Raw genomic sequence first — 20,840 nt, 5'->3', positions numbered from 1 at the left:
AGCGGCAATCCCGCACACTCGGCGTCATGGTTCCGGAACACGGACCGACCTGGGTCGGGCGCACCGAGGTGGACGACCTGGCGGGTCTGCAGGTCGAGCCCGGGTACCGGCACGCCCGGCTGCTGGTCACCGCGGGTGGCGACGCGCTCGGCGAGATCACCGTCGGGCTGCGCCGCGGGGTCGCGGACGCCGTGGGCCGGGCCGAGGCCGTCCGGTTGCAGATCGGACCCGTCCACGCCCGCCGCGCGGTGCAGTCCTCCGACGAGCCGCTCACCGTCGTCGTGCCGACGCGACGGCGGCCGGAGGGCCTGCTGCGCACGGTCCGCTCGGTGCTGGCGGGCGACCACCCCGCGGTGACCGTGCTGGTCGTCGACCACGACCCGGCGGACGACCGCACCCGGCTCGCCGTCGACGCGCTCGCCGACCCGCGCGTCTACTACCTGCGGGACACCTGTCGGGGCGCGGCGGCGGCCCGCAACCGCGGCCTCGTGGCGGCGACGACGGGGATCGTCGCCTTCACCGACGACGACACCGAGGTCGACCCCGGCTGGGCCCGCCGCGTGGCGGGCGCGTTCCTGGACCCGCAGGTGGCGGGCATGACCGGGCCGGTGCTGGCGGCGCGCCTCGACCTGGACCAGGAGCGCGTCGCCGACCTCGCGCGCCCGCGCGCCCAGTTCCGGCCCCGCCGCATCGCGCTCGAGGGCACGGCCCTGCTCCCGCTCTCCCGCTCGCTGCTGGGGGCGGGCTCGAACATGGCGGTGCGGGCGGACGTCGCGCGGGCACTCGGCGGGTTCGACGAGGCCTTGGGCCCCGGCGGGGACGACGCCGAGTTCCTCGTCCGGCTGGTCCTCGGCGGCCACGTCGTGGCGCACGAACCCGCCGCCTGGGTCCGCCACCACCACGCCACCGACGGCGAACAGGTCCGCGCCCTGGCCGAGGCCCGCGCGGCCGGCCTCGCCGGGGTGGTCACGAAGGTGCTGCTCAGCGCCCCCGGGCGGGCCGCGCTGCTGCGCCGGGTGCCCGGAGCGCTGCGCAGCACCCTCCCGCTGGAGATGCCGCGCACCGCGCTGGTGAGCGGGCCGCTGCGCTATCTGTGGGCCCGCGGGCGCGCCCGCCGCTCCGGCGGGCGGGTGCCGCCGCTGGCGGTGCCGGTCGGGGGGCGGCATCCCGAACCCGCAACGGTGTGGCCAGCACACCTCCCCGGCGCGTGATCGTCCACCTACGATCGGCCGCGTGACGATCCGAGTGGTCCTCGCCGAGGACAACGCCCTGCTCCGGCACGGGCTCGTACGGCTGATCGACGGCACCGACGGGCTGTCGCTCGTCGGTTCCGCCGCCGACCTCCCCGCCCTGCACGCGCTGATCGCCGAACACGACCCGGACGTCGTCGTCACCGACATCCGGATGCCCCCGACGAACACCGACGAGGGCATCTCGGTGGCCGCGGACCTGCGCAAGCGGAAGCCGCAGACCGGCGTGATCCTGCTGTCCCAGTACGCGGAGGCGCAGTACGCGCTGACCCTGCTGGCCGACGGCACCGCCCGGCGCGGCTACCTGCTCAAGGAGCGGGTGGCGGACGGCGACGAGCTCGCCGAGGCGGTCCGCCGCGTCGCCGAGGGCGGCTCGGTCATCGACCCGACGGTCATCGAGGGCCTGGTCGCCGCCCAGCGCGCCAAGCCGAGCGAGCTCGACGCCCTCACCCCCCGCGAGCTGGAGGTCCTGGGCGAGATGGCCCAGGGCAAGTCGAACGCGAGCATCGCGGGCGCGTTGGTGCTGAGCGAGCGGGCGATCGAGAAGCACACCAACTCGATCTTCTCCAAGCTCGGGCTCTCCGAGGAGAAGGACCTCAACCGCCGCGTCTCCGCGGTGCTGGTCTACCTGCAGAACGCGTGAGGTCGGGCCGCGGGGGGCGCGCCTACCCGAACCGGACGTCGACGCGCACCTGCCGCCCGTCCCGCACCGCCACACCGTGCCCCGGGCGGTCCGCTCCGGCCACGCGGACCCACAGCGGCGCCCCCTCGCCGGTGAAGTTGCGCCACCACGTCTTGCGGTCCGGCAGCTCCACCCGGATCACCCCGCCGTCGCCCTCGGGGAGGAACGCGACGGGCAGGCGGACCTCGCGCCCCGAGCGACGCCCGACGTAGCCGATCTCGGTCATCGGCCCGAGCCTGCCCGACCGGGCGAGCGGGGAGACGACCGTGTTGACGAGGCGGGCGGCACGCTGCAGGAGGTTCATCGGCTCCCAGCGTAGGTGGACAGCACGACCCGGCCGTCGAGCACGCGGGACTCGCGCAGCGTGAGCCCGAGCCTGGCCGCGCCGGAGAGCACGGCGTGGTCGCCGCCGAGGACGACCGGGTGGACCGCGATCTGGAGCTCGTCGAGCAGCCCGGCGGCCGCCACCGCACCCGCGAGCCGACCGCCGCCCATCAGCAGCAGCCTGCCGTCCAGCGCCGCGATCTCGTCGATCGAGCGCACGAGCTCCGCGCCCTCGGCCTTCTCCAGGGTCCGCGAGGCCACGACCTTGCGGGCGGCGCGCCAGATCGGCGCGTAGCGCACGGTGTGCGGGTGGTCGGACTGCTCGTCGGCGGTCGGCCAGAAGCCGGCCATCATCTCCCAGACCGCGCGGCCGTAGAGCAGCGTCGTGTCCTCGGTCTGCAGGCTGAAGGACAGCTCCGAGTAGTCCTCCCCGACCTGGGCCCAGTCGAACTCGCCCGCCGGTCCGCAGATGCGGCCGTCGAGCGAGACGTTGACGAAGTGGACGATGTGGCGCATCGGATGCTCCTTCACGAAAGACGGTGTCACCTGCCGGTCGGAGCCCCCGACCCGTTCTCGACATCCGCGCTCAGAAATCGCGGATCTCCTCCTCCGTGCTGTCCGACGCCCGTCGCAGGAACCCCAGCAACGCCGTCAGCTCGGACGCGGAGAGAGCGGCGAGATCGGCCCGGTGCCGGTCGTTGAGCCGGTCGTAGAGCCCGCCGACCCGGGCGACGGCCTCGGGCACCGGCTCGACGAGCACCCTCCGGCGGTCGCGCCCGTCGGGCACCCGGCGGACGAACCCCGCCGCGACCAGCCGGTCGATCATGCGCGAACCCGACCCGCTGGTCAGTGCGACCCGCTTCGCGAGCTCGCCCGGAGTGGTCGGCCCGTGGTTGGCCAGCACGTAGAGGGCCTGCAGATCGGTCCAGGTCATCCCCAGCCGCTCGGCGATCAGGCCGTTGAGCTGGATGACCGGGATCTGCCACGCCGCGACGGCTCGGAGCACCTGGTCGACGAGTCCGTCCCGCGTTGACATGACGCCATCCTACCGCTTAGCTGCGTGGCACAGTTACTGCACAACGCAGAGAGTTGCGGTGCTCGGACCGTCCGTCCGCCGCCCGACCGACCCGGCGCCCGAACCCACCGCACCGGGACGGGATCGCCACCCGGCTCGCAGCCCGCCTGCCCGACACCGGGGGACGGCAGCCGACGGAGCCTGTGGAGGCGGCGGGGGCGGCGGGGCGGGTAGGCACGGCAGGCCTGCACTACCAGGTGTTCACGCTGCTCTTCGCCGGGCAGCTCACCACCGACCCGACGGTCGGCGTGCTCGTCGCTCGACTACTACTTGGCGAGCCCGACCCGCCCGCGGACCTCGTCGAGGACACCCTGCGCCGGTATCCCGCGGCGCCGTTCACGTTGTGGCGCTTCACCACCGGCCCGGTCGCGCTCGCCGGGCGGCTGCCCGCGCACGCTCCGGTGCTCGTCGACCTGCGGGCCACGGGCCTGCCCTTCGGTGCGGGCCCGCACTACTGCCTCGGCGCGGCCCTCGCGCGGCTCGAGGGGATCAGGGGTGGCCGCCTGACCCGCCTCCCCCTCCGCCTGCCGAAATGAACCTCAGCCACGCCGGACCGGGGTCCGGGCGTGGCTGAGGTTCATTTCGGCGGGCGGGCCGCGGCGGTCAGGCCTGGCGGGTGCCGCAGGTGGAGCAGAACACCGCGCCGGGGGCGACGGTGGTGCCGCAGGTGCCGCACTCGATCGAGGTGGTCGGGACCGAGACCACGGTGGTGGCGCCCTCCTCGGCGGCGGTGCCGGTGACCGAGGAACCGTTCACCGTGGGGGCCGGACGCTGCGCGGCGACGATGTCCGCGGGCGTCACGATCCGGGTCTGCGCCTCGGAGTCCACACCGGACGTGCTCGGCGCGGCGGGGCGGGCGGGCATCGGCTGCGGGCCCCACACCGGGGCGGCCGGGCGCTGCGGGAGGTTCGGGCCCTGGGCGCCGGGGGTCCAGGCGGCGTAGCCGTCGGTGGGCCGCGGGGCGGGCAGGGCCGGGGTCACGACCTGCGCGGCGCCACCCTTGCGGCGACGCAGGACCAGCAGCAGGGCGATCCCGCCGACGATCACCGCGGCACCGCCGCCGACGACCGTCCAGAACACCCACGGGGTCATGCCGAGGATCTCGTCACCGGACTGCGGCTGGTCGGCGGGCGCCGCCGTGACCGCGTCGCCGAAGCGCTCCTTGGCCTTCGCGGCCTCGGTCTTGAACTGCTTGGCCTGGGCGTGGTCCGGGTCGACCAGCAGCAGCCGGTCGAAGGCCGCGATCGCGTCGGAGTAGTGGCCGGTGTAGTAGTCGTTCAGGGCCTCGCGGTAGAGGGTGTCGTTGGGGCCCAGCTGGTTCTGCACGCCGTTGCGGGACATGAGCTCGGTGAGCCCGGTCGCCGGGGCGATGAAGTTGAAGGCCTGGTCGCCCTGCACGTAGGCGCTGTTGATGCCGATCACGTCGCCCTCGAGGTCGACCGTCGGGCCGCCGCTCATCCCGGGCGACAGGGACGCGCTGGTCTCGTAGAAGGGCACCGAGCCGATCGTGCGGGTCGTGCTGACCTGACCGTCCTTGTTGGACGGCTCCAGGGTCACGTCGGTGACGGCGTCGGCGCTGGCCGGGTAGCCGATCGACAGGACCGGGGTGCCGATCGCCGCCGAGGTGCCCTTGTCGACGTCCACCGACGGCAGGTCGGTCGACTCGATCTTCAGCAGGGCGACGTCTCCCTGGGAGTTCGGCCGGAAGTCGACCAGGCGGGCCGGGACCGAGGTGCCGTCCGTGGAGCTGCCGGTGCCGGAGCCGATCACGGCGGCGTACTGGACGTCCACCGGGGAGCCCTTGGCCTGTCCCTCGACCGACCAGTTCGCCATGCCGTACTCGATCACGTCGTCCAGCGGGAGGCTCGGGTCGCGGCTCACCAGGTCCTGGGCCACGGTGGTGACGAAGTCCCGCCGGATGCCCTCGGGGGTGGTGGTGTCGACGCAGTGCCCGGCGGTCGCGATGTAGCCGTTGGGGTTCACGCCGAAGCCCGTGCAGGTGCCGGTGAGCGTGATCGGCTGGCCCTGGTTGAAGTAGAGACCGTCGGTGTCGCCCACGTAGGCGGTGTAGGTGGAGGTCAGGTAGACGATCGCCGGGCGGACCTCGGCGGCGGCCTTCTCGGTGGCCGAGGCCTGCTGGGGTGAGCCTGCGGGCGGCGACTCCTGGGCCGACGCGGTGCCCGCGGCGGCGAGCGTGACGGTCGCGGCGGCGGCGAGGGCGGCGGCGGCGCGGGCGAAGGTGCCGGTCATGGCTGATGTCCTCTCTGGTGGGCGATCCGGCCGGATCGGCCCGTCGCTGACAGGGAGAACTCTGCTCCGCCGCGCAGGCCCGGACGAGGTCGTCACCTCCTCGATCGTGGGTGGGGCCAGCACCACCTCCGGGCACGCGGTGGGCCCATCGAGGCGCACGGGGTCGTGTCCTCGGCGGCGCGGGCGCGCAGCGGGCAGACTGTCCGGCATGGAGCGACAGGGAGCATCCGCGACGGGCCCCGGGCCGGTGCGCGTGCTGGTCGTCGACGACCAGCGCCCCTTCCGCACCGCCGCCGCGGCGGTGATCGCGCGGATGCCGGGCTGGGAGGTCGCGGGCGTCGCGGAGACCGGGGAGGACGCCGTCGCGGTGGCCGAGGGCCTGCGCCCGGACCTGGTGCTGATGGACTACAACCTCCCCGGCATCGACGGCGCGCAGGCCGCGGCCAGGGTCCGCGAGGTCGCCCCGCAGGCCGCCACGGTCCTGTGCAGCACCTACCGCGCCGAGGACCTGCGGATCGACCCCGCGACGATCGCGGGCTACCTGCACAAGGAGGAGCTCGGGGCGCCGGTCCTGCGCGCCCTCTGGGCGCGGATCCACCCCGCCGCCTGAGCCCCGGCGTCCGACTCGCGTGATCGGGGTGTCCGACTCGCGGTCGGAGGTCAGGCCGTGTGGAGGGATCTCGCGACGGGGGTGCGGGCGAGGCGGAGGGCGGGGAGGGCGCCGAGGATCGCCGCGCCCGCCAGGACGGCCGGGACGATCAGGATGATGGGCCAGATCGGCACGGCGACGTCCGGGGCCACGCCGGTCTCGCTGGCCACCTGCCACCACAGCACCCGGCCCGCCCCGAGCCCGAGCAGCACCCCGCCGACCACGCCGGGCAGCACCGTCGTGCCCGCCAGGACGCCGAGGGCGGCCCGGACCTGCCCGGGGGTCGCGCCGAGGACGGCCAACACCGCCGCGTCCCGGGTGTGCCTGCGCACCGCGCCGACCAGGGTGTGCACCAGCCCCGCGACCGCGACCGCGGCCAGCACCAGGGCCAGGATCTCCGGCAGCCGCAGCAGGCCCGCGAGGGTGTCGATCTCCGGGGGCATGCCGGGCAGGTGCACCTCCAGGCGGTCGGCGATGTCCGCGTAGACCGACGCCGCCTGCCCCGGCTCGGCGACCAGGTGCGCGGACGCGAGCGGCTGCCGGAACAGCTGCCCCAGCTGGTCCGGGGTGACCAGGAGGCCTTCGCCGAGCGGGGCCCCGCGTTCGGGCTGGGGCACCACCACCCCCGTCACGACGAGCCGGGCGGGGACGCCGTCGGAGGACAGGACGTCCACGGTGTCGCCGATCCCCTTCTCCTCGCGCGCCGCCACCCGCGCGCCGAGCGCGACCTGGCCGGGGCCGGTCGGCAACGTGCCGCTGACCAGCGAGATCGGGACGTCACCCTTGATCGCGACGTGCGCGTAGGCGTCGACCTGCCGCGAGCGGGACGGGTCGAGCGTGACCCGGCCGGTCTCCACCTCGGCCAGCGCCGCGACCCGGCTGTCCGCGGCGAGGGCGCGCATCTCGGAGTCCCGGGCGTCCGCGATGGTGAGGTCGGAGGTGAAGCCGTAGCGGGCGGGGGTGTCGACCAGCCGCTGCAGGCTCGCGCCGAGCATCGTCGACGCCACGATCCCCGCCACGGTCACCGCGATGCCCGCGCCCGCCGCGAGGGTCGGCAGGCCGGAGGCGCCGCCCGGCAGCGCCCGCCCGCGCAGCGCCAACCGCAGCCCGACGAACAGCGCGGGCCAGCGCACCGCCCACCGGACCGACCGGTGTCGGGTCAGCACCGGGAGCGTCGCGACCCCGCGGCCCGCCCACGCCGCGGTGGCCGCCGCGGCGGCGAGGAACACCAGCACGACGGCGGGCACGCCGAGCAGCACGACCGGCCAGTCCGCCCGGAACCCGCCCTCCGGCTCGAACCGGGCCTGGCTGCCGATCGGTTCCAGCAGGCCGGCGGCGAGCGTGATCCCGCCCGCCACGGCGGCCGCGGGCAGGGCGCCCGCCAGGGCCGCGAGGACGCGCGCCCCGGCCCGTTCCGCGGCGGTGAGACCCAGCGCGTTCTCCACCCGCTGGTCGGCGCCGCCGCGCAGGTGGTGGCGCATCAGCCCCTGACCGAGGACCGCGGTCCCGCCGAGCGCCACGACCAGGGCGAACCCCCACAGGCCCAGGCGCAGCACCCGTTCCGAGGCGGCGACCGCCGGGTCGGTCTCGGTGGTCGGGAACACCGGCACCTCGGGCACGTAGTTGCCGACGAGCAGCGGCCGCGGGTGCCCCACGTAGGACGCGGCGAGCGCCGCGACGAAGTCGTCACGCAGCTGCGCGTCCGCGACGGGGTCCCCGGTGTAGGCGAGCCGGGCGAACCCGGACCGACCGCCCGCCGCGCCCGCGTTCTGCGCGGCGAAGGCCGGCGTGGACATGCTGTCCCCCAGCGGCCCCGTCCAGCTCGGCATCCGGCCGATGCCGACGACCGTCATCCGGCGGGTGGCGCCCTCCGGCGTGCCGAAGCCGACGTCGAACCGGGCGACCTGGCGCAGCGTCAGCATGCGCAGGGTGATCCGGTCGCCGACGCGCAGGCCCGCCGCCGCGGCCAGCGGCTCGCCGACCAGCAGCTCGTCGGCCGCCTCCACGCGCGGCGCCCGCCCGGCGACGATCACCGGGTCGACCAGGTCGTCCGGCCGTTCGGGGCCCGCGACGACGGCGGTGTACTGCAGGGTGGGGCCCTCGATCTGGGCGATCCAGGCGTACGCGGTCCAGCTCTCCTCGACGCCGGGCAGCCCGGCGAACCCGGCCGTGACCTCGGGCAGGTCCGCCGGGAGGTAGGCGCGGGCGTCGTCGAGCCCGGTGTCCTGGACGAGCCGCGAGTAGGCGCTGGCGGTCCGGTCGCCGACGACGGTGGCCCCGAGCAGCAGTCCGCCGACGACCCCGGCGAGCAGGCCCAGCACCACCAGCGCCCGCCCGCCCGCGCGCAGCTCGGCCCGCGCGACGGCCAGGATCCCCGGGTTCACCACGCCCCCAGCGACGCGGTGGCGGGCAGCCTGCGCAGCCGCAGGGCCGGGATCGTGGTCACCAGCACCGCCCCGAGCGGGACGGCGGCCACGACCAGCGCGAGGGCCCCGACCGGCACCGCGATGTCGCCGCCCACCCCGACCGCCGTGGCGACCTCCCACCAGAACAGCCGCGCGACCCCGACGCCCAGCGGAACCCCGAGCAGCACCGCGGGCACGGCCGTGGCCACCGCGAGCACGGCCAGCGTGGTGCGGACCTGGCCGGGCGTCGCCCCGAGGACGGTGAACACGGCCATCTCGCGGGCCAGCCTGCGCGCCCCGACGAGCAGCGAGTGCACCATCCCGGTGCCCGCCACGACGACGAGGACCAGGGTGAGGATGCCGGGCAGCCGGGTGAGGTCGGCGAGGTTGCGGACGGCGTCGGGCGTCGCGGTGGGGCTCAGCTCGAGCTCCGCGGCCAGCTCGGCGGCCAGCCCCGCACCCGCGCCGGGCACCGCGAAGACGTGCGCGGTGAGCAGCGGGAGCGCGCGCGGCACGGCCACGGCCGCGAGCCCGTCGGGGGTCGCGAGCAGGTCCTGGCCCAGCTCGCCGTAGTCCTCGCGCGCGACCACCACCGCCCCGACGACGGTCATCGCCCGCGGCGTGCCGTCGGGCGCGACGAGCGGCAGGACGTCGCCGACGGCGAGCTGGTGTTGGGCGGCCAGCCGCGGGTTGACGGCGATCTCGTCCGGCGCGGCGGGCAGCCTGCCGGACACCAGCTCGACCGGCGGTGTCCCCTTGCGCACCGTCTGGGCGGCGATGCCGAGCAACCCGCCGTCCGGCTCCCTCGCGTAGCTGGTCTCCGAGAGCGCGAGGGACTGCACCCGCGGATCGTCGACGAGCCGGGCGACATCCGGTTCCCGCGCGTCGACCAGCACGGCGTCCGCGCCGCCCGCCCACCGCCGCGGCTCCTCGACGAGCCGGTCCAGGCTCGCCCCGACGGTGACCGTCGCGACGATCCCGGCGACGGCGGCCGTCGCGGCGAGGACCGTCACCGCGGGGGGCAGCCCGCGCCGCCCGCCGGCGCCCGCCAGCCTGCTGCCCAGCAGCAGCGCGGGCCAGCGCCGCACCAGCGACCGCCGCGGCGCCGGGCCCGGTTCCTCCGCGGCGGACGTCCGCCACGTGAGCGCCGCGGTCAGCACCGCGACCAGCACGAACGTCGCCGTCAGCGCGGGCCCGCCCACCGCCGCGAGCGCCCACTGCGGGCGGAACCCGGGCGCGGGCTCGAACCGGGCCTGGCTGCCCAGCGGTTCGAGGGTGCCCGCGGCGATCACCACGCCCGCGGCGAGCACCCCGGCGACGACGGCGGCGGGGAACGCCGCCAGGGCGCGTGCCCCCAGGCTCTGCCCCAGCGTCATGCCCAGGGCGGCCTCCACCGACCGGGCCGGGCGCGCCGCGGCGCCGGTGCGCAGCAGGCCGAGCCCGAGCACCTGGACCGCGCCCAGGCCGACGACCAGCGCGAACAGCCCGATCCCGACGAGGAGGGCCCGCTCGGCGGCGACGACCGCCTGGTCGGGGGTGGTCCGGGGGGTCTCGAGCGCGGGGGCGAGGTAGTCGGACACGACCGAGGGGTGGCGGGCCACGGCCGCGGTGAACGCCTCGGTGAACCGGGCGGCGGCGTCGGGGGTGTCGTCGAAGCGGACGTAGACGGCGTGCCCGATGCCGGTCCCGGCGTGCGCGGCGGCGAAGCCCGGCCCGCCGACGACGTCCGGCAGCGCGTTGCCCCAGCTCGGCATCCGCGCCACCCCGACCACCCGCAGGGTGGTCCGCGGCCCGGCCGCGGTGAACCCCACGGCGAAGTCCGCCACGTTGTCCAGGGTCAGCATCGTCACCGGCAGCACCGCCCCGAGCGAGACGCCCGTCTCGGCCGAGCGCTCGCTCACGACGACCTCGTCCGGCGCCGCGGGGTCCGGCGCCCGGCCGGCCACGAGCACCGGGGCGACCAGGTCCCCGGGGGGCGTCCCGGCGATCAGCGAGGAGAACCGGACGGGCGAGCCGTCAAGCTGCACGATCCACGCCTCGGGGGTCCACGCCGCGGCGGCGCCCGGCATCGTCGGCACCTCCGCCACGACCTCGGGCACATCGGCGGGGACGATCGTCCGGGCGTCGTCGAGGTGGACGGCCTCGACGAGCCGGGTGTACGCCGTCGCGGTGCGCTCGGCGACCGCACCCGCCGCCGGGACCAGACCGCCGACCAGGCCGAACACCACGCCGAGGGCCAGCAGGGCCCACCAGCGCTCGCGCAGCACGGCCCGCGCGACGAGGATCGGGCCGCCCGAGGAGAGGCGCCCCCGGCCCTCGCGGGTCCTCATCCCGCCGCGGCGGGGGCGGGTGCCGGGACGCGCCCGGTCAACACGGTGCCCTCGCCCGGCGTCGAGGTGAGGTCGATGGTGCCGCCGATCGCGCCGAGGCGGTCCGCCATGTTCTGCAGCCCGCCGCCGCCCGCGACCCGGGCCGGGTCGAAGCCGGGGCCGTCGTCGGCGACCCGGACGACCATCCGGTCGGCCTCCGTGCGCAGGGTGATCGTGACGGTGGAGCCCGGGGCGTGCTTCGCCGCGTTCTGCAGGGCCTCGAGGCAGCAGAAGTAGACCGCCGCCTCGGCCTGCTCGGGCAGCCTGCCCACGTCACCCGCGTCGACGTGCACGGTCAGCGGGCTGCGCTTGGCCGCGGCGCGCAGGGCGTCGCCGAGCCCGGCGTCCCGCAGCAGCGGCGGGTAGATGCCGTGGGCGAGGTCGCGCAGCGCCTGGATGGAGTCCCGGACGCCGCGGTCCAGCTCGTCGAGCAGCTCGGTCGTGCCGGCTCCCGCCCCGCCCCCGTCCGGTCCGTCGACCCCGTCCCGGACCAGCCGCAGCCCCACCGCGAGGGCCACGAGGTGCTGTTGGGCCCCGTCGTGCAGGTCCCGCTCGATCCGCCGCCGGGTGGCGTCCGACGCCGCGACCAGACGCGTGCGGGAGGCCTGCAGGTCGGCGTTGGTGCGGCGCAGGTCGGCCAGGGTGGCCTGCAGCGCCTCGTCGAGCGCGCGGTTGCGCAGCACGATCGCCAGCCTGCGCACGACCTCGGCCAGAGCCCGCTCGTCCGCCTCGCCGAAGGGGTCCGCGTCCGCGTCCCGCTCGATCACGACGAGCGCGAGGACCTCGCCGCCGTGCACCGCGGGGGCGAGCCGCAGCTGACCTCGGCGCGCGGGCCCGTCCTCCTCGATCAGGTGCGGCAGCCACAGCTCCAGCCAGCCCGGCCCGGCGACGCCGGTGCGTTGCAGCGTGGCGAGCTCGCCTGCGTCGAGCGGCGCAGGGTCGGGGCCCTCCTCCGCCGTCGCCGGCACCACCAGCGTGCGGGCGAGCGTGCCGTCCGCGCGGTCCGCCCAGATCTGCACGCGGGCGAGCCGCCAGTCCCGGCGCATGGTCTCGGCGAGCTGGCGGAGCAGGTCGTCGACCGGGGTGCCGCGGCCCGCGCGCTCGGCGAAGTCCGCCAGCAGCTCGTCCGGCGACCGGCGCACGCCCTGCAGCGCCGACCGGGTGGCCCGCGCGGCGCGCCTGCCCAGCGGGCCGGCCAGCACCGCGACCACCAGCATCGCGACGAGGGCGGGGTCCAGCAGCGCCCGTTCCGCGCCCAGCGGCAGCCTGCCGAAGACCAGCAGCAGGACCAGCAGACCGGTGCAGACCGCGACCGACAGGCCACCGAACTCCGAGGCCCCGACCAGCACCGCCGTGCTCGCCCGCCGCGCCGCGGCGCTGAAGGTCAGCACCACGCCGACCGCGAACACCACGCCCGCGATCGCGGCCGTGACCCACCAGGCGGGCCCGCCGCCGAGGAGCCCGACGACCACGCCGGGCGCGATCACGCCCGCCGCGCCGATCAGGCCCGAGAGCAGCAGGGACAGCCGGGCGCGGCGGCCGGTGCCGGGGCCGACCCGGCGGTGGGTGCGAAAGCCCGCGCCCGCGGGGAGCGGCGGCTCGGTCACGGCCGCGCCCACGGACCGCTCGCGGCCCGCAGCTCCGCCGGGACCTCGATGGAGCCCGAGGTCACCTCGCCGTCGAGCAGGATCCGGCCGTCCCGCATGCGGACCAGCCGCTGCGCGCCGTCCGCGACCTCGCGGCTGTGGGTGACCATGAGGATCGTCTGGCCGAGGGCGTGCAGGCGCCGGAACAGGTCCAGCACCTCGGCGGCGCCGTCGGAGTCCAGCGCGCCGGTGGGCTCGTCCGCCAGCAGCAGCGTGGGCCGGTTGGCCAGCGCCCGGGCGATCGCGACCCGCTGGCGCTGTCCGCCGGACAGGGCCGCGGGCAGCTCCCGGGCCTTGTCCAGCAGACCCAGCTGGTCCAGCAGGTCCCGCGCCCGGGCCGTCGCCTCCTGCGGCCTGGCCCCGGCCACGAGCGCGGCCAGCGCCACGTTCTCCAGCGCGGACATGTGCTCGATCAGGTGGAAGAACTGGAACACCAGCCCCACGCTGCGGCGGCGCAGCCGGGCGAGCCGCTGCGGGGCGAGGTCCTCGATCCGGGTGCCGTCCAGCGCGATCGTGCCCTCATCCGGCCGGTCGAGGCCCGCGAGCAGGTGCAGCAGCGTGGACTTCCCGCACCCCGAGGGCCCCATGAGCGCCACGAACTCACCCGCGCGCACGGTCAGGTCGACACCGCGCAGCGCACGCACCGGGGCGGTGCCCGCCTCATAGGTCTTCCGCAGACCCCGGACGACCAGTGCGGGGTCTCGCACCGACATCGGCTCTGTCACCGGCTCACCCTAGGGAGTCAGGCCGGTGCGCCGGGAGGCTTGCGTGCTGTTCAGCGCGAAGACACCGGCTGGTACACCGGTCGAGGTGGTACTGGCATCACCCTCCTCGCGGGCGCGCCGCCCGGCGTTACCGCGCCTGCGGCACCGGCCTGCGGGCCGGGAGCACTCCGAGGGCCTGACACACCGCGGCCAGGTCGCCGTACGTGCCCGGCGGCAGCGACCACAGCTGCGCCCGGGAGACGGCGTCCGCGCCGTAGTGGTCGGCGTGGGCGACGAGCTGCCACTTGGCGGCCGGATAGGTCAGGCCCGCGAGCACGTGGCCGAGCCGAACGACGTCGGTGCGCTGAGTCCGTCGGTACACGGGATCCTCCTGGTGACCCGTCTCCGTCGGCGGGAACGCGACGGGGTGCCCCAGGTCACACGCACCCAAACATGCCGTGTTGTGTGGTCGCAGCGGCCACCCGTAGGGTTGCCGTGCGGTTGAGGCGACAGTCCGCACGGCAGGCGAAGAGCGGAAGATGTCGAGGAGCACGGTGCAGCATGAGTGAGACACCCGCCGACGAGGGTGGCGTCGAGATCAGCGATGTCGTCCGGTTCGAGCAGGCGGGGGACGGTTCCTCGCTGGTCGCCCACGTGCGGGGCGAGATCGACACCCTGACCGCTCCCCTGCTGCGCACGGAGCTGGACGCGCGGCTGCCCGCGGCCCCGCTGGTCGTCCTGGACCTCTCCGGCGTCACGTTCCTCGGGTCCGCCGGGCTGGCCGTGCTGGTCGCCGCGAAGGACCAGGTGGACCGCAGCGGTCACAGCCTGAAGCTGGTCTGCGGCTCCCGGATCGTCACCCGCGCCCTGCAGGCCACCGGCCTGCTCGGCCTGTTCGATGTGGCGGACGGGGTCACCGAGGCCCTCAGTAGCTAGTGCCCCGTCCAGAAACGTTCAGGACGGGGCACTAGAACACGCCGTCGGCGTAGAAGCGCTCGATCCCCTCCGTGTGCGGGGCGAGGTCGAGGCCCTGGGCGGCGACCCAGGCGTCGTCGTAGTAGCTGTGGCGGTACCGCTCGCCGCCGTCGCACAGCAGGGTGACGACGCTCCCCCGGATCCCCTCGGCCCGCATGCGCGCGACCAGGGTGTAGACGCCCCAGAGGTTCGTGCCCGTCGAGCCGCCCGCGAACCGGCCGGTGTGGGCGTGCAGGTGGCGGACGGCGGCGATGCTCGCCGCGTCCGGCACGGGCAGCATCAGGTCGATGACGCCGGGGACGAAGCTGGGCTCGATCCGCGGCCGTCCGATCCCCTCGATCCGGCTCGGCAGGCCCGTGACGTGGTCCGGGTCGCGGCTCGCCCACCCCGGCAGGAACGCCGAGTTCTCCGGGTCGACGACGGCGAGCCGGGTGGGCAGCCGCCGGTACCGCAGGTACCGCCCGATCGTGGCCGAGGTGCCGCCGGTGCCCGCCCCGACCACGATCCACTCGGGCACCGGGTGCCGCTCCTGCGCAAGCTGCGCGATGATCGACTCGGCGATGTTGTTGTTGCCCCGCCAGTCCGTGGCCCGCTCGGCGTGGGTGAACTGGTCCAGGTAGTGCCCGCCGGTCTCCGCCGCGAGCCGCTCGGCCTGGGCGTAGACCTCACCGCCGTGCTCCACGAAGTGGCACCGACCGCCGTACCGCTCGATCAGCGCGACCTTGTTCGGGCTCGTCGAGCGGGGCATCACGGCGACGAACGGCACGCCGATCAGCTGCGCGAAGTAGGCCTCGGACACCGCAGTCGAGCCCGAGCTCGCCTCGACGACGGTGGTGTCCGGCCCGATCCGGCCGCTGACGAGGGCGTGCAGGAACAGCGACCGGGCCAGCCGGTGCTTGAGGCTGCCGGTCGGGTGTACCGACTCGTCCTTGAGATAGACGTCGATCCCCCAGTCGGCGGGCATCGGCAGCACGTGGAGATGAGTGTCCGCCGAGCGGTTCGCGTCCGCCTCGACCCGCCGTACGGCCTCGTCCACCCACTCGCGGTCCACTCGCCGACGATACGGGGTGCGCTGACGCACCCCGGGTGGTGTTCGCGCAACCGGCCCGTCACACTCGGGAGTCGTGGCCACCGATCCCCCCGCCGAGCAGTCCGGCGCCTTCGAGGTCGTCCGGCGCGGCTACGCCCGCGACCAGGTCGACGCGCTGGTCCGTGAGCTGGAGCGGCGCGCCCAGGTGGCGGAGAACGGCCGTCGGATGGCCGAGCAGCACGCCGCCGCCATGGCCGAGGACCTCCGGGTCCTGCGCGCCGGCACCGCCGCCGAGGGCCTGCCCGTGGCCCCGCAGAGCTTCGGGTTCCGCGCCGAGAAGGTCGTCCGGCTCGCCGAGCGGGAGGCCGCCGAGCTGCGGGCCGCCGCGCAGCGAGACGTCGACGCGATCCTCGAGGCGGGCATGCGCGAGGTCGCCGAGCTCCGGGCCGCCGCCACCCGCGAGGCCGCCGACCTGATGGAACGCGCGCACGCGGACGCCGCCGCCGCCCGGGCGGACGCGGACGCCGAGCGCGCCGCCGCGGCCGCGGGCCGGGCCGAGCACGCCGCGGTCCGGGCCCGGGTCGAGCGCAGCGGCGCCGAGCTGCGCGGCCTGCGGGCGGCCGTCCGCACCGAGCTCGCCCGCGTGCACGACCTCCTCGGCGCGCAGCTGAAGGGGCTCGCGGAGCCCCTCACCGAGCCGACCGGAGCACCGACCGACGCGCCGCGCGACGAGGCGACCGCCGACGCGCCGGACGAGCAGGCCGAGACCGGCGTCCTCCCCGTCGCGCCCCGCGCGGAGGGCGAGACCGCGCGCCCGGTCTGGACCGCCACCCCCGGCACCGCCGACCTCTTCGACACCCCGCCCCGCCCCGCCCCGCGGGTCCCGGAGCCCCGCACCGAGTCGAGTGACAACCGCCACTCCCTGCGGTCCGGATGATCCGATAACGCGTTGACGTCCCGGAGTAGAGCGCTAGCCCGTATGGGTGTTTCGTTCACTTCGTCGTCATTCGCGTGACACGCTTCAGTCGATCTTCACCCGTGCGGCCCAGCGCTGGGCAACGGCGAGGCAACCGCGGCACTACGCCGTCCGAAACACCCCATTCGTAGCGTCCCGCCCCATGAGCTCACAGCGCGCGCGGCGGTCCCTGCTGACCGCCGCGTTCCTCTCCCTCGGCCTCGCCTTGACAGCCTGCGGATCCCGGGTCGACGACGCGGGGGGCGGGGCCGCCGCCGAGTCCTGCGTGGACACCAGCGGCGACAGCGTGAAGATCGGCTTCCTGAACTCCCGTTCGGGGACGATGGCGATCAGCGAGAACACGGTCTACGACAGCCTGAAGATGGCCGCCGACCAGATCAACGCGAGCGGCGGCGTCCTGGGCAAGCAGCTGAGCGTGGTCGCCGAGGACGGTGCCTCGGAACCCACGATCTTCGCCGAGAAGGCCACGAAGCTGATCCAGAGCGACTGCGTGGCGGCGGTCTTCGGCGGGTGGACCTCGTCCAGCCGCAAGGCGATGCTGCCGGTCTTCGAGTCGAACGACGCGCTGCTGTTCTACCCGGTCCAGTACGAGGGCCTGGAGTCGTCGAAGAACATCTTCTACACCGGCGCCACGACCAACCAGCAGATCGTCCCGGCCCTGGACTACCTCAAGGAGCAGGGCGTGACCAGCCTGTTCCTGGTGGGCTCGGACTACGTCTTCCCGCAGACCGCCAACAAGATCATCAAGGCGTACGCGGCGGCCAACGGCATCGAGATCAAGGGTGAGGAGTACGCCCCGCTCGGCCACACGGACTTCTCGACGATCGTCGCGAAGGTCCGGGACGCCGGCGCCGGCGCGGTCTTCAACACGCTCAACGGCGACTCGAACGTCGCGTTCTTCAAGGAGTACCGCAACCTCGGCCTGACCCCGCAGACCATGCCGGTCCTGTCGGTGTCGATCGCCGAGGAGGAGGTCGGCGGGATCGGCGTCGACAACATCGTCGGCCAGCCCGTCGCGTGGAACTACTACCAGACCATCGACTCCCCCGAGAACAAGAAGTTCGTGGAGGAGTTCAAGACCACCTACGGCGCCACGAAGGTCACCTCGGACCCGATGGAGGCGGCGTACACCTCGCTGTTCCTCTGGAAGGGCATGGTGGAGAAGGCCAACTCCTTCGCGGTGCCGGACGTGCAGGCCGCGGCGGGCGGCGTCAGCTTCGACGCCCCCGAGGGCAAGGTCACGGTGAACGGCGACAACCACCACATCGCCAAGACCGCGCTCATCGGCAAGATCGGGCCCGACGGCCTGATCTACACCGAGTGGTCCAGCGGCGCCCCGATCGAGCCGGACCCCTACCTCAAGACGTACCCCTGGGCGGGCTCGCTCTCCGGCTGATCGCACCCCCGAAAGCGCAGTGTGGCTCCACACTGCGCTTTCGGGGCCTCTCCCGGGTGCATTGTGGCTCCACAGTGCGGGTCCCCGGGCGGAAGGACTTCCCCTGTGGACATCCTCGTCACCCAGGTCTTCAACGGGCTCTCCGTCGGTTCGATCCTGCTGCTCGCCGCGCTCGGCCTCGCCCTGACCTTCGGGCAGATGGGCGTGATCAACATGGCGCACGGCGAGTTCATGATGGCCGGCGCCTACACCGCCTACGTGTGCCAGCAGGTGCTCGGCGACGCCGGGTTGTCCCTGCTGGTCTCGCTCCCCGTCAGCTTCGTCGTCGGCGGCCTGCTCGGGGTGCTCCTCGAGGTCACGCTGCTGCGCCGCATGTACCACCGGCCGCTGGACACGCTGCTGGTCACCTGGGGTGTCTCGCTGATCCTGCAGCAGCTCGCCCGCGACCTGTTCGGCACCGCGGGCGTCGACGTCCCGGCGCCGGGGTGGCTGTCCGGGCCGGTGGAGATCCTCGGGTTCTCCTTCCCGCGCTCGCGGCTGTTCATCCTGGTCCTGGCCATCGTCGCGGTCGTGGCCGTGACCCTGCTGCTGAAGCTGACCCCGCTGGGCCGCCGGATCCGCGCCACCGTGCAGAACCGCCAGCTCGCCGAGTCCGCCGGCATCTCCACCCGCCGCACGGACATGCTGACCTTCTTCCTCGGCTCCGGGCTGGCGGGCGTCGCCGGGGTGGCGCTCACGCTGATGGGCTCCATCTCGTCCAACCTCGGGACGAGCTACATCGTGGACGCCTTCCTCGTCGTGATCATCGGCGGCATCGGGCAGATCAAGGGCGCCGTGATCGCGGCCTTCGTGCTCGGCGTCGCGCAGTCCTGGATCGAGTACTCCACGTCCGCGTCCATCGCCAAGGTCATCGTGTTCGCCCTGGTCGTGGCGTTCCTCCAGTTCCGCCCGCAGGGGATCTTCCAGGTCCGGACGAGGAGCCTCGTGTGACCGCCGACGTACTTCTTCCCGCGGAGGCGGCATCATGACAGCGCTGCTGCGCAGCCGGTACGCCGTCGGGATCGGGTTCCTGGTCGCGGCCGTCCTGCTGTTCGCCGTCGCCCCCGCCCTGCTCACCACGTTCCGGTTGGGTCTGCTCGGCAAGTACCTCTGCTACGCGATGGTCGCGGTCGGGATCGGGCTCGCCTGGGGCCGCGGCGGCATGCTGACCCTGGGCCAGGGCGTGTTCTTCGGCATCGGCGCCTACCTCATGGCGATGCACCTCAAGCTCGCCGACGCGGGGCCCGGCGGCGTCCCGGACTTCATGGCGCTGATCTCGTCGGACGGCGTGCCGGGCTGGTGGGAGCCCTTCCGCTCGGGCGCGGTCACGATCGTCGCGATCCTCGTGCTGCCGACGCTGCTCGCCACCCTGCTCGGTCTCGCCACCTTCCGGCGGCGGGTCCGGGGGGCCTACTTCGCGATCCTCTCCCAGGCCCTCGCGGCAGCCTTCGCGATCCTGCTCATCGGCAACCCGACCGCCACCGGCGGCTCCACCGGTCTCAACAACTTCAAGGGCTTCTTCGGGTTCTCGCTGCGGGACCCGGCGAACCGGCAGATGCTCTACTTCATCGCCGCGGGCGTGCTGCTTCTCATGGTGTTCGTGGCGTGGCGGCTCATGGTCAGCCGCTTCGGGGAGCTGCTCGTCGCCTGCCGGGACGCCGAGGAGCGGGTCCGGTTCCTCGGCTACGACCCGGCGACGATCAAGACCGTCGCGTTCGCCGTCGCGGGGATGATGGCGGGCATCGGCGGGGCGCTGTTCGTGCCCATCGTCGGGATCATCTCGCCCAACGACGTGGGCGTCGTCCCGTCCATCGGCCTGCTGATCGGCGTCGCCATCGGCGGGCGGACCACGCTCGCCGGGCCGGTGCTCGGCGCCATCGCCGTGGCCTGGGCCGAGACCACCCTCTCCGAGCAGTTCCCCTCCGGCTGGACCTACGCCCAGGGGCTGCTGTTCATGCTGGTCGTCGCTTTCCTGCCGGGGGGTCTGGCGTCGCTGGTCTCGTGGCGGCGCCGCCGTTCGGACACCGCCGACCCGACTGCCGGGGCGGATCCGGAGCCTGCGCCCGCCGAGGTCCTCGCTCCCGCGGAAGGGCGGACGACGTGAAACCCCGCCGACCCACTCACTCCCGCGGAGGCGGCGTGAACCCCGCCGACGCACTCAGTCCCGCGGAGGCGGCGTGAACCCCGCCGACGCATTCAGTCCCGCGGAGGCGGCGTGAACCCCGCCGACGCATTCAGTCCCTCGGAGGCGGCGTGAACCCCGCCGACGCACTCAGTCCCACGGAGGCGGCGTGAACAAGGACTACCTGGAGCTGTCCGGGCTGACGGTGAGCTTCGACGGGTTCGTGGCCGTCGACGGCGTGGACCTGACCGTGCTGCAGGGCGACCTCCGCTTCCTGATCGGCCCCAACGGCGCGGGCAAGACCACCCTGATCGACGCCGTGTCCGGGCTGGTCTCGGCCACCGGGCGCGCCGAGTTCGCGGGCGAGGACCTGCTCGGTCGCAAGGTGCACCAGATCGCCCGCAGGGGCGTGGGCCGCACGTTCCAGACCGCGACGGTGTTCGAGGAGCTCAGCGTGCTGCAGAACCTCGACATCGCGGCGGGGGCGGGCCGCTCGCCGTGGACGTTGCTGCGCAAGCGGTCGGGGGTCCCGGAGGCCGTGACCGAGGCGATGGAGACCGTGGGGCTGGCGGACCTGCGGGACACCAAGGCGGGCATCCTCGCGCACGGCCAGAAGCAGTGGCTGGAGATCGGCATGCTGCTGGTGCAGGACGCGCGGCTGCTCATGCTCGACGAGCCGGTCGCCGGGATGAGCGCCGAGGAGAAGGACGAGACCGGCAGGCTGCTGCGGCGGATCTGCGTGGACCGCACGGTGGTCGTCGTCGAGCACGACATGGACTTCATGCGGTCCTTCGCCAAGTCGGTGACGGTGCTGCACGCCGGGAAGGTGCTCTCCGAGGGCACGGTCGCCGAGGTGCAGGCCGATCCGAAGGTGCAGGAGGTGTACCTCGGCCCCGGCCAGCACTCGGCCGAGGAGGCCGCGATCGTGCTCGGGGAAGGGGTCTGACG

20 protein-coding genes are annotated in these 20,840 nt (G+C 74.7%); 10 read left to right on the top strand and 10 right to left on the bottom strand.

Annotated elements, in window-relative coordinates; translation table 11 throughout:
- Positions 1-26 precede the first annotated feature (26 nt).
- Together BLS43_RS19740 and BLS43_RS19735 are read left to right on the top strand one after the other, a co-directional pair.
- Positions 27-1,211, top strand: a complete 1,185-nt coding sequence (locus BLS43_RS19740; RefSeq protein WP_093087170.1) for a glycosyltransferase family 2 protein — start codon at positions 27-29, stop codon at positions 1,209-1,211.
- Positions 1,212-1,233: 22 nt separating this feature from the next.
- Positions 1,234-1,893, top strand: a complete 660-nt coding sequence (locus BLS43_RS19735) for a response regulator transcription factor (RefSeq protein ID WP_093087168.1) — start codon at positions 1,234-1,236, stop codon at positions 1,891-1,893.
- A gap of 22 nt (positions 1,894-1,915) precedes the next feature.
- On the opposite strand, the gene BLS43_RS19730 is transcribed toward BLS43_RS19735, so the two are convergent.
- The 3 genes from BLS43_RS19730 to BLS43_RS19720 form a co-directional block, all read right to left on the bottom strand.
- Positions 1,916-2,236 (bottom strand): hypothetical protein, encoded by a 321-nt coding sequence (locus BLS43_RS19730; protein WP_093087166.1) that lies wholly within the window; start codon positions 2,234-2,236, stop codon positions 1,916-1,918.
- Complete coding sequence (locus BLS43_RS19725) at positions 2,233-2,772, bottom strand: dihydrofolate reductase family protein (protein WP_093087163.1); 540 nt, start codon at positions 2,770-2,772, stop codon at positions 2,233-2,235. Before BLS43_RS19725 ends, BLS43_RS19730 begins: the two co-directional genes overlap by 4 nt.
- A gap of 70 nt (positions 2,773-2,842) precedes the next feature.
- Positions 2,843-3,292, bottom strand: coding sequence for a MarR family winged helix-turn-helix transcriptional regulator (locus BLS43_RS19720; RefSeq protein WP_093087161.1), 450 nt, complete (start codon positions 3,290-3,292; stop codon positions 2,843-2,845).
- 182 nt (positions 3,293-3,474) lie between these two features.
- Between BLS43_RS19720 and BLS43_RS19715 the strand changes: the two genes are divergently transcribed.
- Positions 3,475-3,867, top strand: a complete 393-nt coding sequence (locus BLS43_RS19715; RefSeq protein ID WP_093087158.1) for a cytochrome P450 family protein — start codon at positions 3,475-3,477, stop codon at positions 3,865-3,867.
- Positions 3,868-3,934: 67 nt separating this feature from the next.
- On the opposite strand, the gene BLS43_RS19710 is transcribed toward BLS43_RS19715, so the two are convergent.
- A complete protein-coding gene (locus BLS43_RS19710) occupies positions 3,935-5,581 on the bottom strand; it encodes a S1 family peptidase (RefSeq protein WP_093087155.1) in 1,647 nt (548 codons plus the stop codon).
- Positions 5,582-5,789: 208 nt separating this feature from the next.
- On the opposite strand from BLS43_RS19710, the gene BLS43_RS19705 reads away from it, so the two are divergent.
- On the top strand, positions 5,790-6,191 hold the full coding sequence (locus tag BLS43_RS19705) for a response regulator transcription factor (protein WP_093087152.1): 402 nt from the start codon (positions 5,790-5,792) through the stop codon (positions 6,189-6,191).
- A gap of 50 nt (positions 6,192-6,241) precedes the next feature.
- On the opposite strand, the gene BLS43_RS19700 is transcribed toward BLS43_RS19705, so the two are convergent.
- The 5 genes from BLS43_RS19700 to BLS43_RS30110 form a co-directional block, all read right to left on the bottom strand.
- On the bottom strand, positions 6,242-8,617 hold the full coding sequence (locus BLS43_RS19700) for an FtsX-like permease family protein (RefSeq protein WP_093087149.1): 2,376 nt from the start codon (positions 8,615-8,617) through the stop codon (positions 6,242-6,244).
- Positions 8,611-10,965, bottom strand: a complete 2,355-nt coding sequence (locus BLS43_RS19695; RefSeq protein ID WP_093087146.1) for an ABC transporter permease — start codon at positions 10,963-10,965, stop codon at positions 8,611-8,613. The genes BLS43_RS19700 and BLS43_RS19695 overlap by 7 nt, the downstream gene beginning before the upstream one ends.
- Positions 10,962-12,611 carry a sensor histidine kinase gene (locus BLS43_RS19690; RefSeq protein ID WP_176921434.1) on the bottom strand — a complete coding sequence of 550 codons (1,650 nt, stop codon included), beginning with the start codon at positions 12,609-12,611 and terminating at the stop codon, positions 10,962-10,964. The genes BLS43_RS19695 and BLS43_RS19690 overlap by 4 nt, the downstream gene beginning before the upstream one ends.
- Positions 12,608-13,375 carry an ABC transporter ATP-binding protein gene (locus BLS43_RS19685; RefSeq protein WP_308116965.1) on the bottom strand — a complete coding sequence of 256 codons (768 nt, stop codon included), beginning with the start codon at positions 13,373-13,375 and terminating at the stop codon, positions 12,608-12,610. Before BLS43_RS19685 ends, BLS43_RS19690 begins: the two co-directional genes overlap by 4 nt.
- Positions 13,376-13,502: 127 nt before the next feature.
- Positions 13,503-13,736: a DUF2795 domain-containing protein gene (locus BLS43_RS30110; protein ID WP_093087138.1), complete on the bottom strand. Its 234-nt coding sequence runs from the start codon at positions 13,734-13,736 to the stop codon at positions 13,503-13,505.
- Between the two features lie 179 nt (positions 13,737-13,915).
- Here BLS43_RS30110 and BLS43_RS19675 point away from each other — a divergent pair, with 179 nt between their 5' ends.
- Positions 13,916-14,290, top strand: coding sequence for an STAS domain-containing protein (locus BLS43_RS19675; protein ID WP_093087135.1), 375 nt, complete (start codon positions 13,916-13,918; stop codon positions 14,288-14,290).
- A 31-nt stretch (positions 14,291-14,321) separates the two neighbouring features.
- On the opposite strand, the gene cds1 is transcribed toward BLS43_RS19675, so the two are convergent.
- Positions 14,322-15,380 (bottom strand): L-cysteine desulfhydrase Cds1, encoded by a 1,059-nt coding sequence (cds1, locus tag BLS43_RS19670; RefSeq protein ID WP_218129905.1) that lies wholly within the window; start codon positions 15,378-15,380, stop codon positions 14,322-14,324.
- A 73-nt stretch (positions 15,381-15,453) separates the two neighbouring features.
- Here cds1 and BLS43_RS19665 point away from each other — a divergent pair, with 73 nt between their 5' ends.
- The 5 genes from BLS43_RS19665 (at position 15,454) to urtD (ending at position 20,838) form a co-directional block, all read left to right on the top strand.
- Complete coding sequence (locus BLS43_RS19665; protein ID WP_093087129.1) at positions 15,454-16,296, top strand: hypothetical protein; 843 nt, start codon at positions 15,454-15,456, stop codon at positions 16,294-16,296.
- A gap of 181 nt (positions 16,297-16,477) precedes the next feature.
- Positions 16,478-17,731: an urea ABC transporter substrate-binding protein gene (gene urtA / locus BLS43_RS19660; protein ID WP_093087126.1), complete on the top strand. Its 1,254-nt coding sequence runs from the start codon at positions 16,478-16,480 to the stop codon at positions 17,729-17,731.
- A 105-nt stretch (positions 17,732-17,836) separates the two neighbouring features.
- Positions 17,837-18,721 (top strand): urea ABC transporter permease subunit UrtB, encoded by an 885-nt coding sequence (gene urtB / locus BLS43_RS19655; protein WP_093087123.1) that lies wholly within the window; start codon positions 17,837-17,839, stop codon positions 18,719-18,721.
- A 34-nt stretch (positions 18,722-18,755) separates the two neighbouring features.
- Positions 18,756-19,874 (top strand): urea ABC transporter permease subunit UrtC, encoded by a 1,119-nt coding sequence (urtC, locus tag BLS43_RS19650; protein WP_093087120.1) that lies wholly within the window; start codon positions 18,756-18,758, stop codon positions 19,872-19,874.
- Between the two features lie 187 nt (positions 19,875-20,061).
- A complete protein-coding gene (gene urtD / locus BLS43_RS19645) occupies positions 20,062-20,838 on the top strand; it encodes an urea ABC transporter ATP-binding protein UrtD (protein ID WP_093087117.1) in 777 nt (258 codons plus the stop codon).
- Positions 20,839-20,840: the final 2 nt, after the last annotated feature.

Source organism: Pseudonocardia oroxyli (assembly GCF_900102195.1).
GTDB classification, from domain to species: Bacteria; Actinomycetota; Actinomycetes; order Mycobacteriales; family Pseudonocardiaceae; genus Pseudonocardia; species Pseudonocardia oroxyli.
This window is presented reverse-complemented; position numbering and strand designations above follow the sequence as displayed.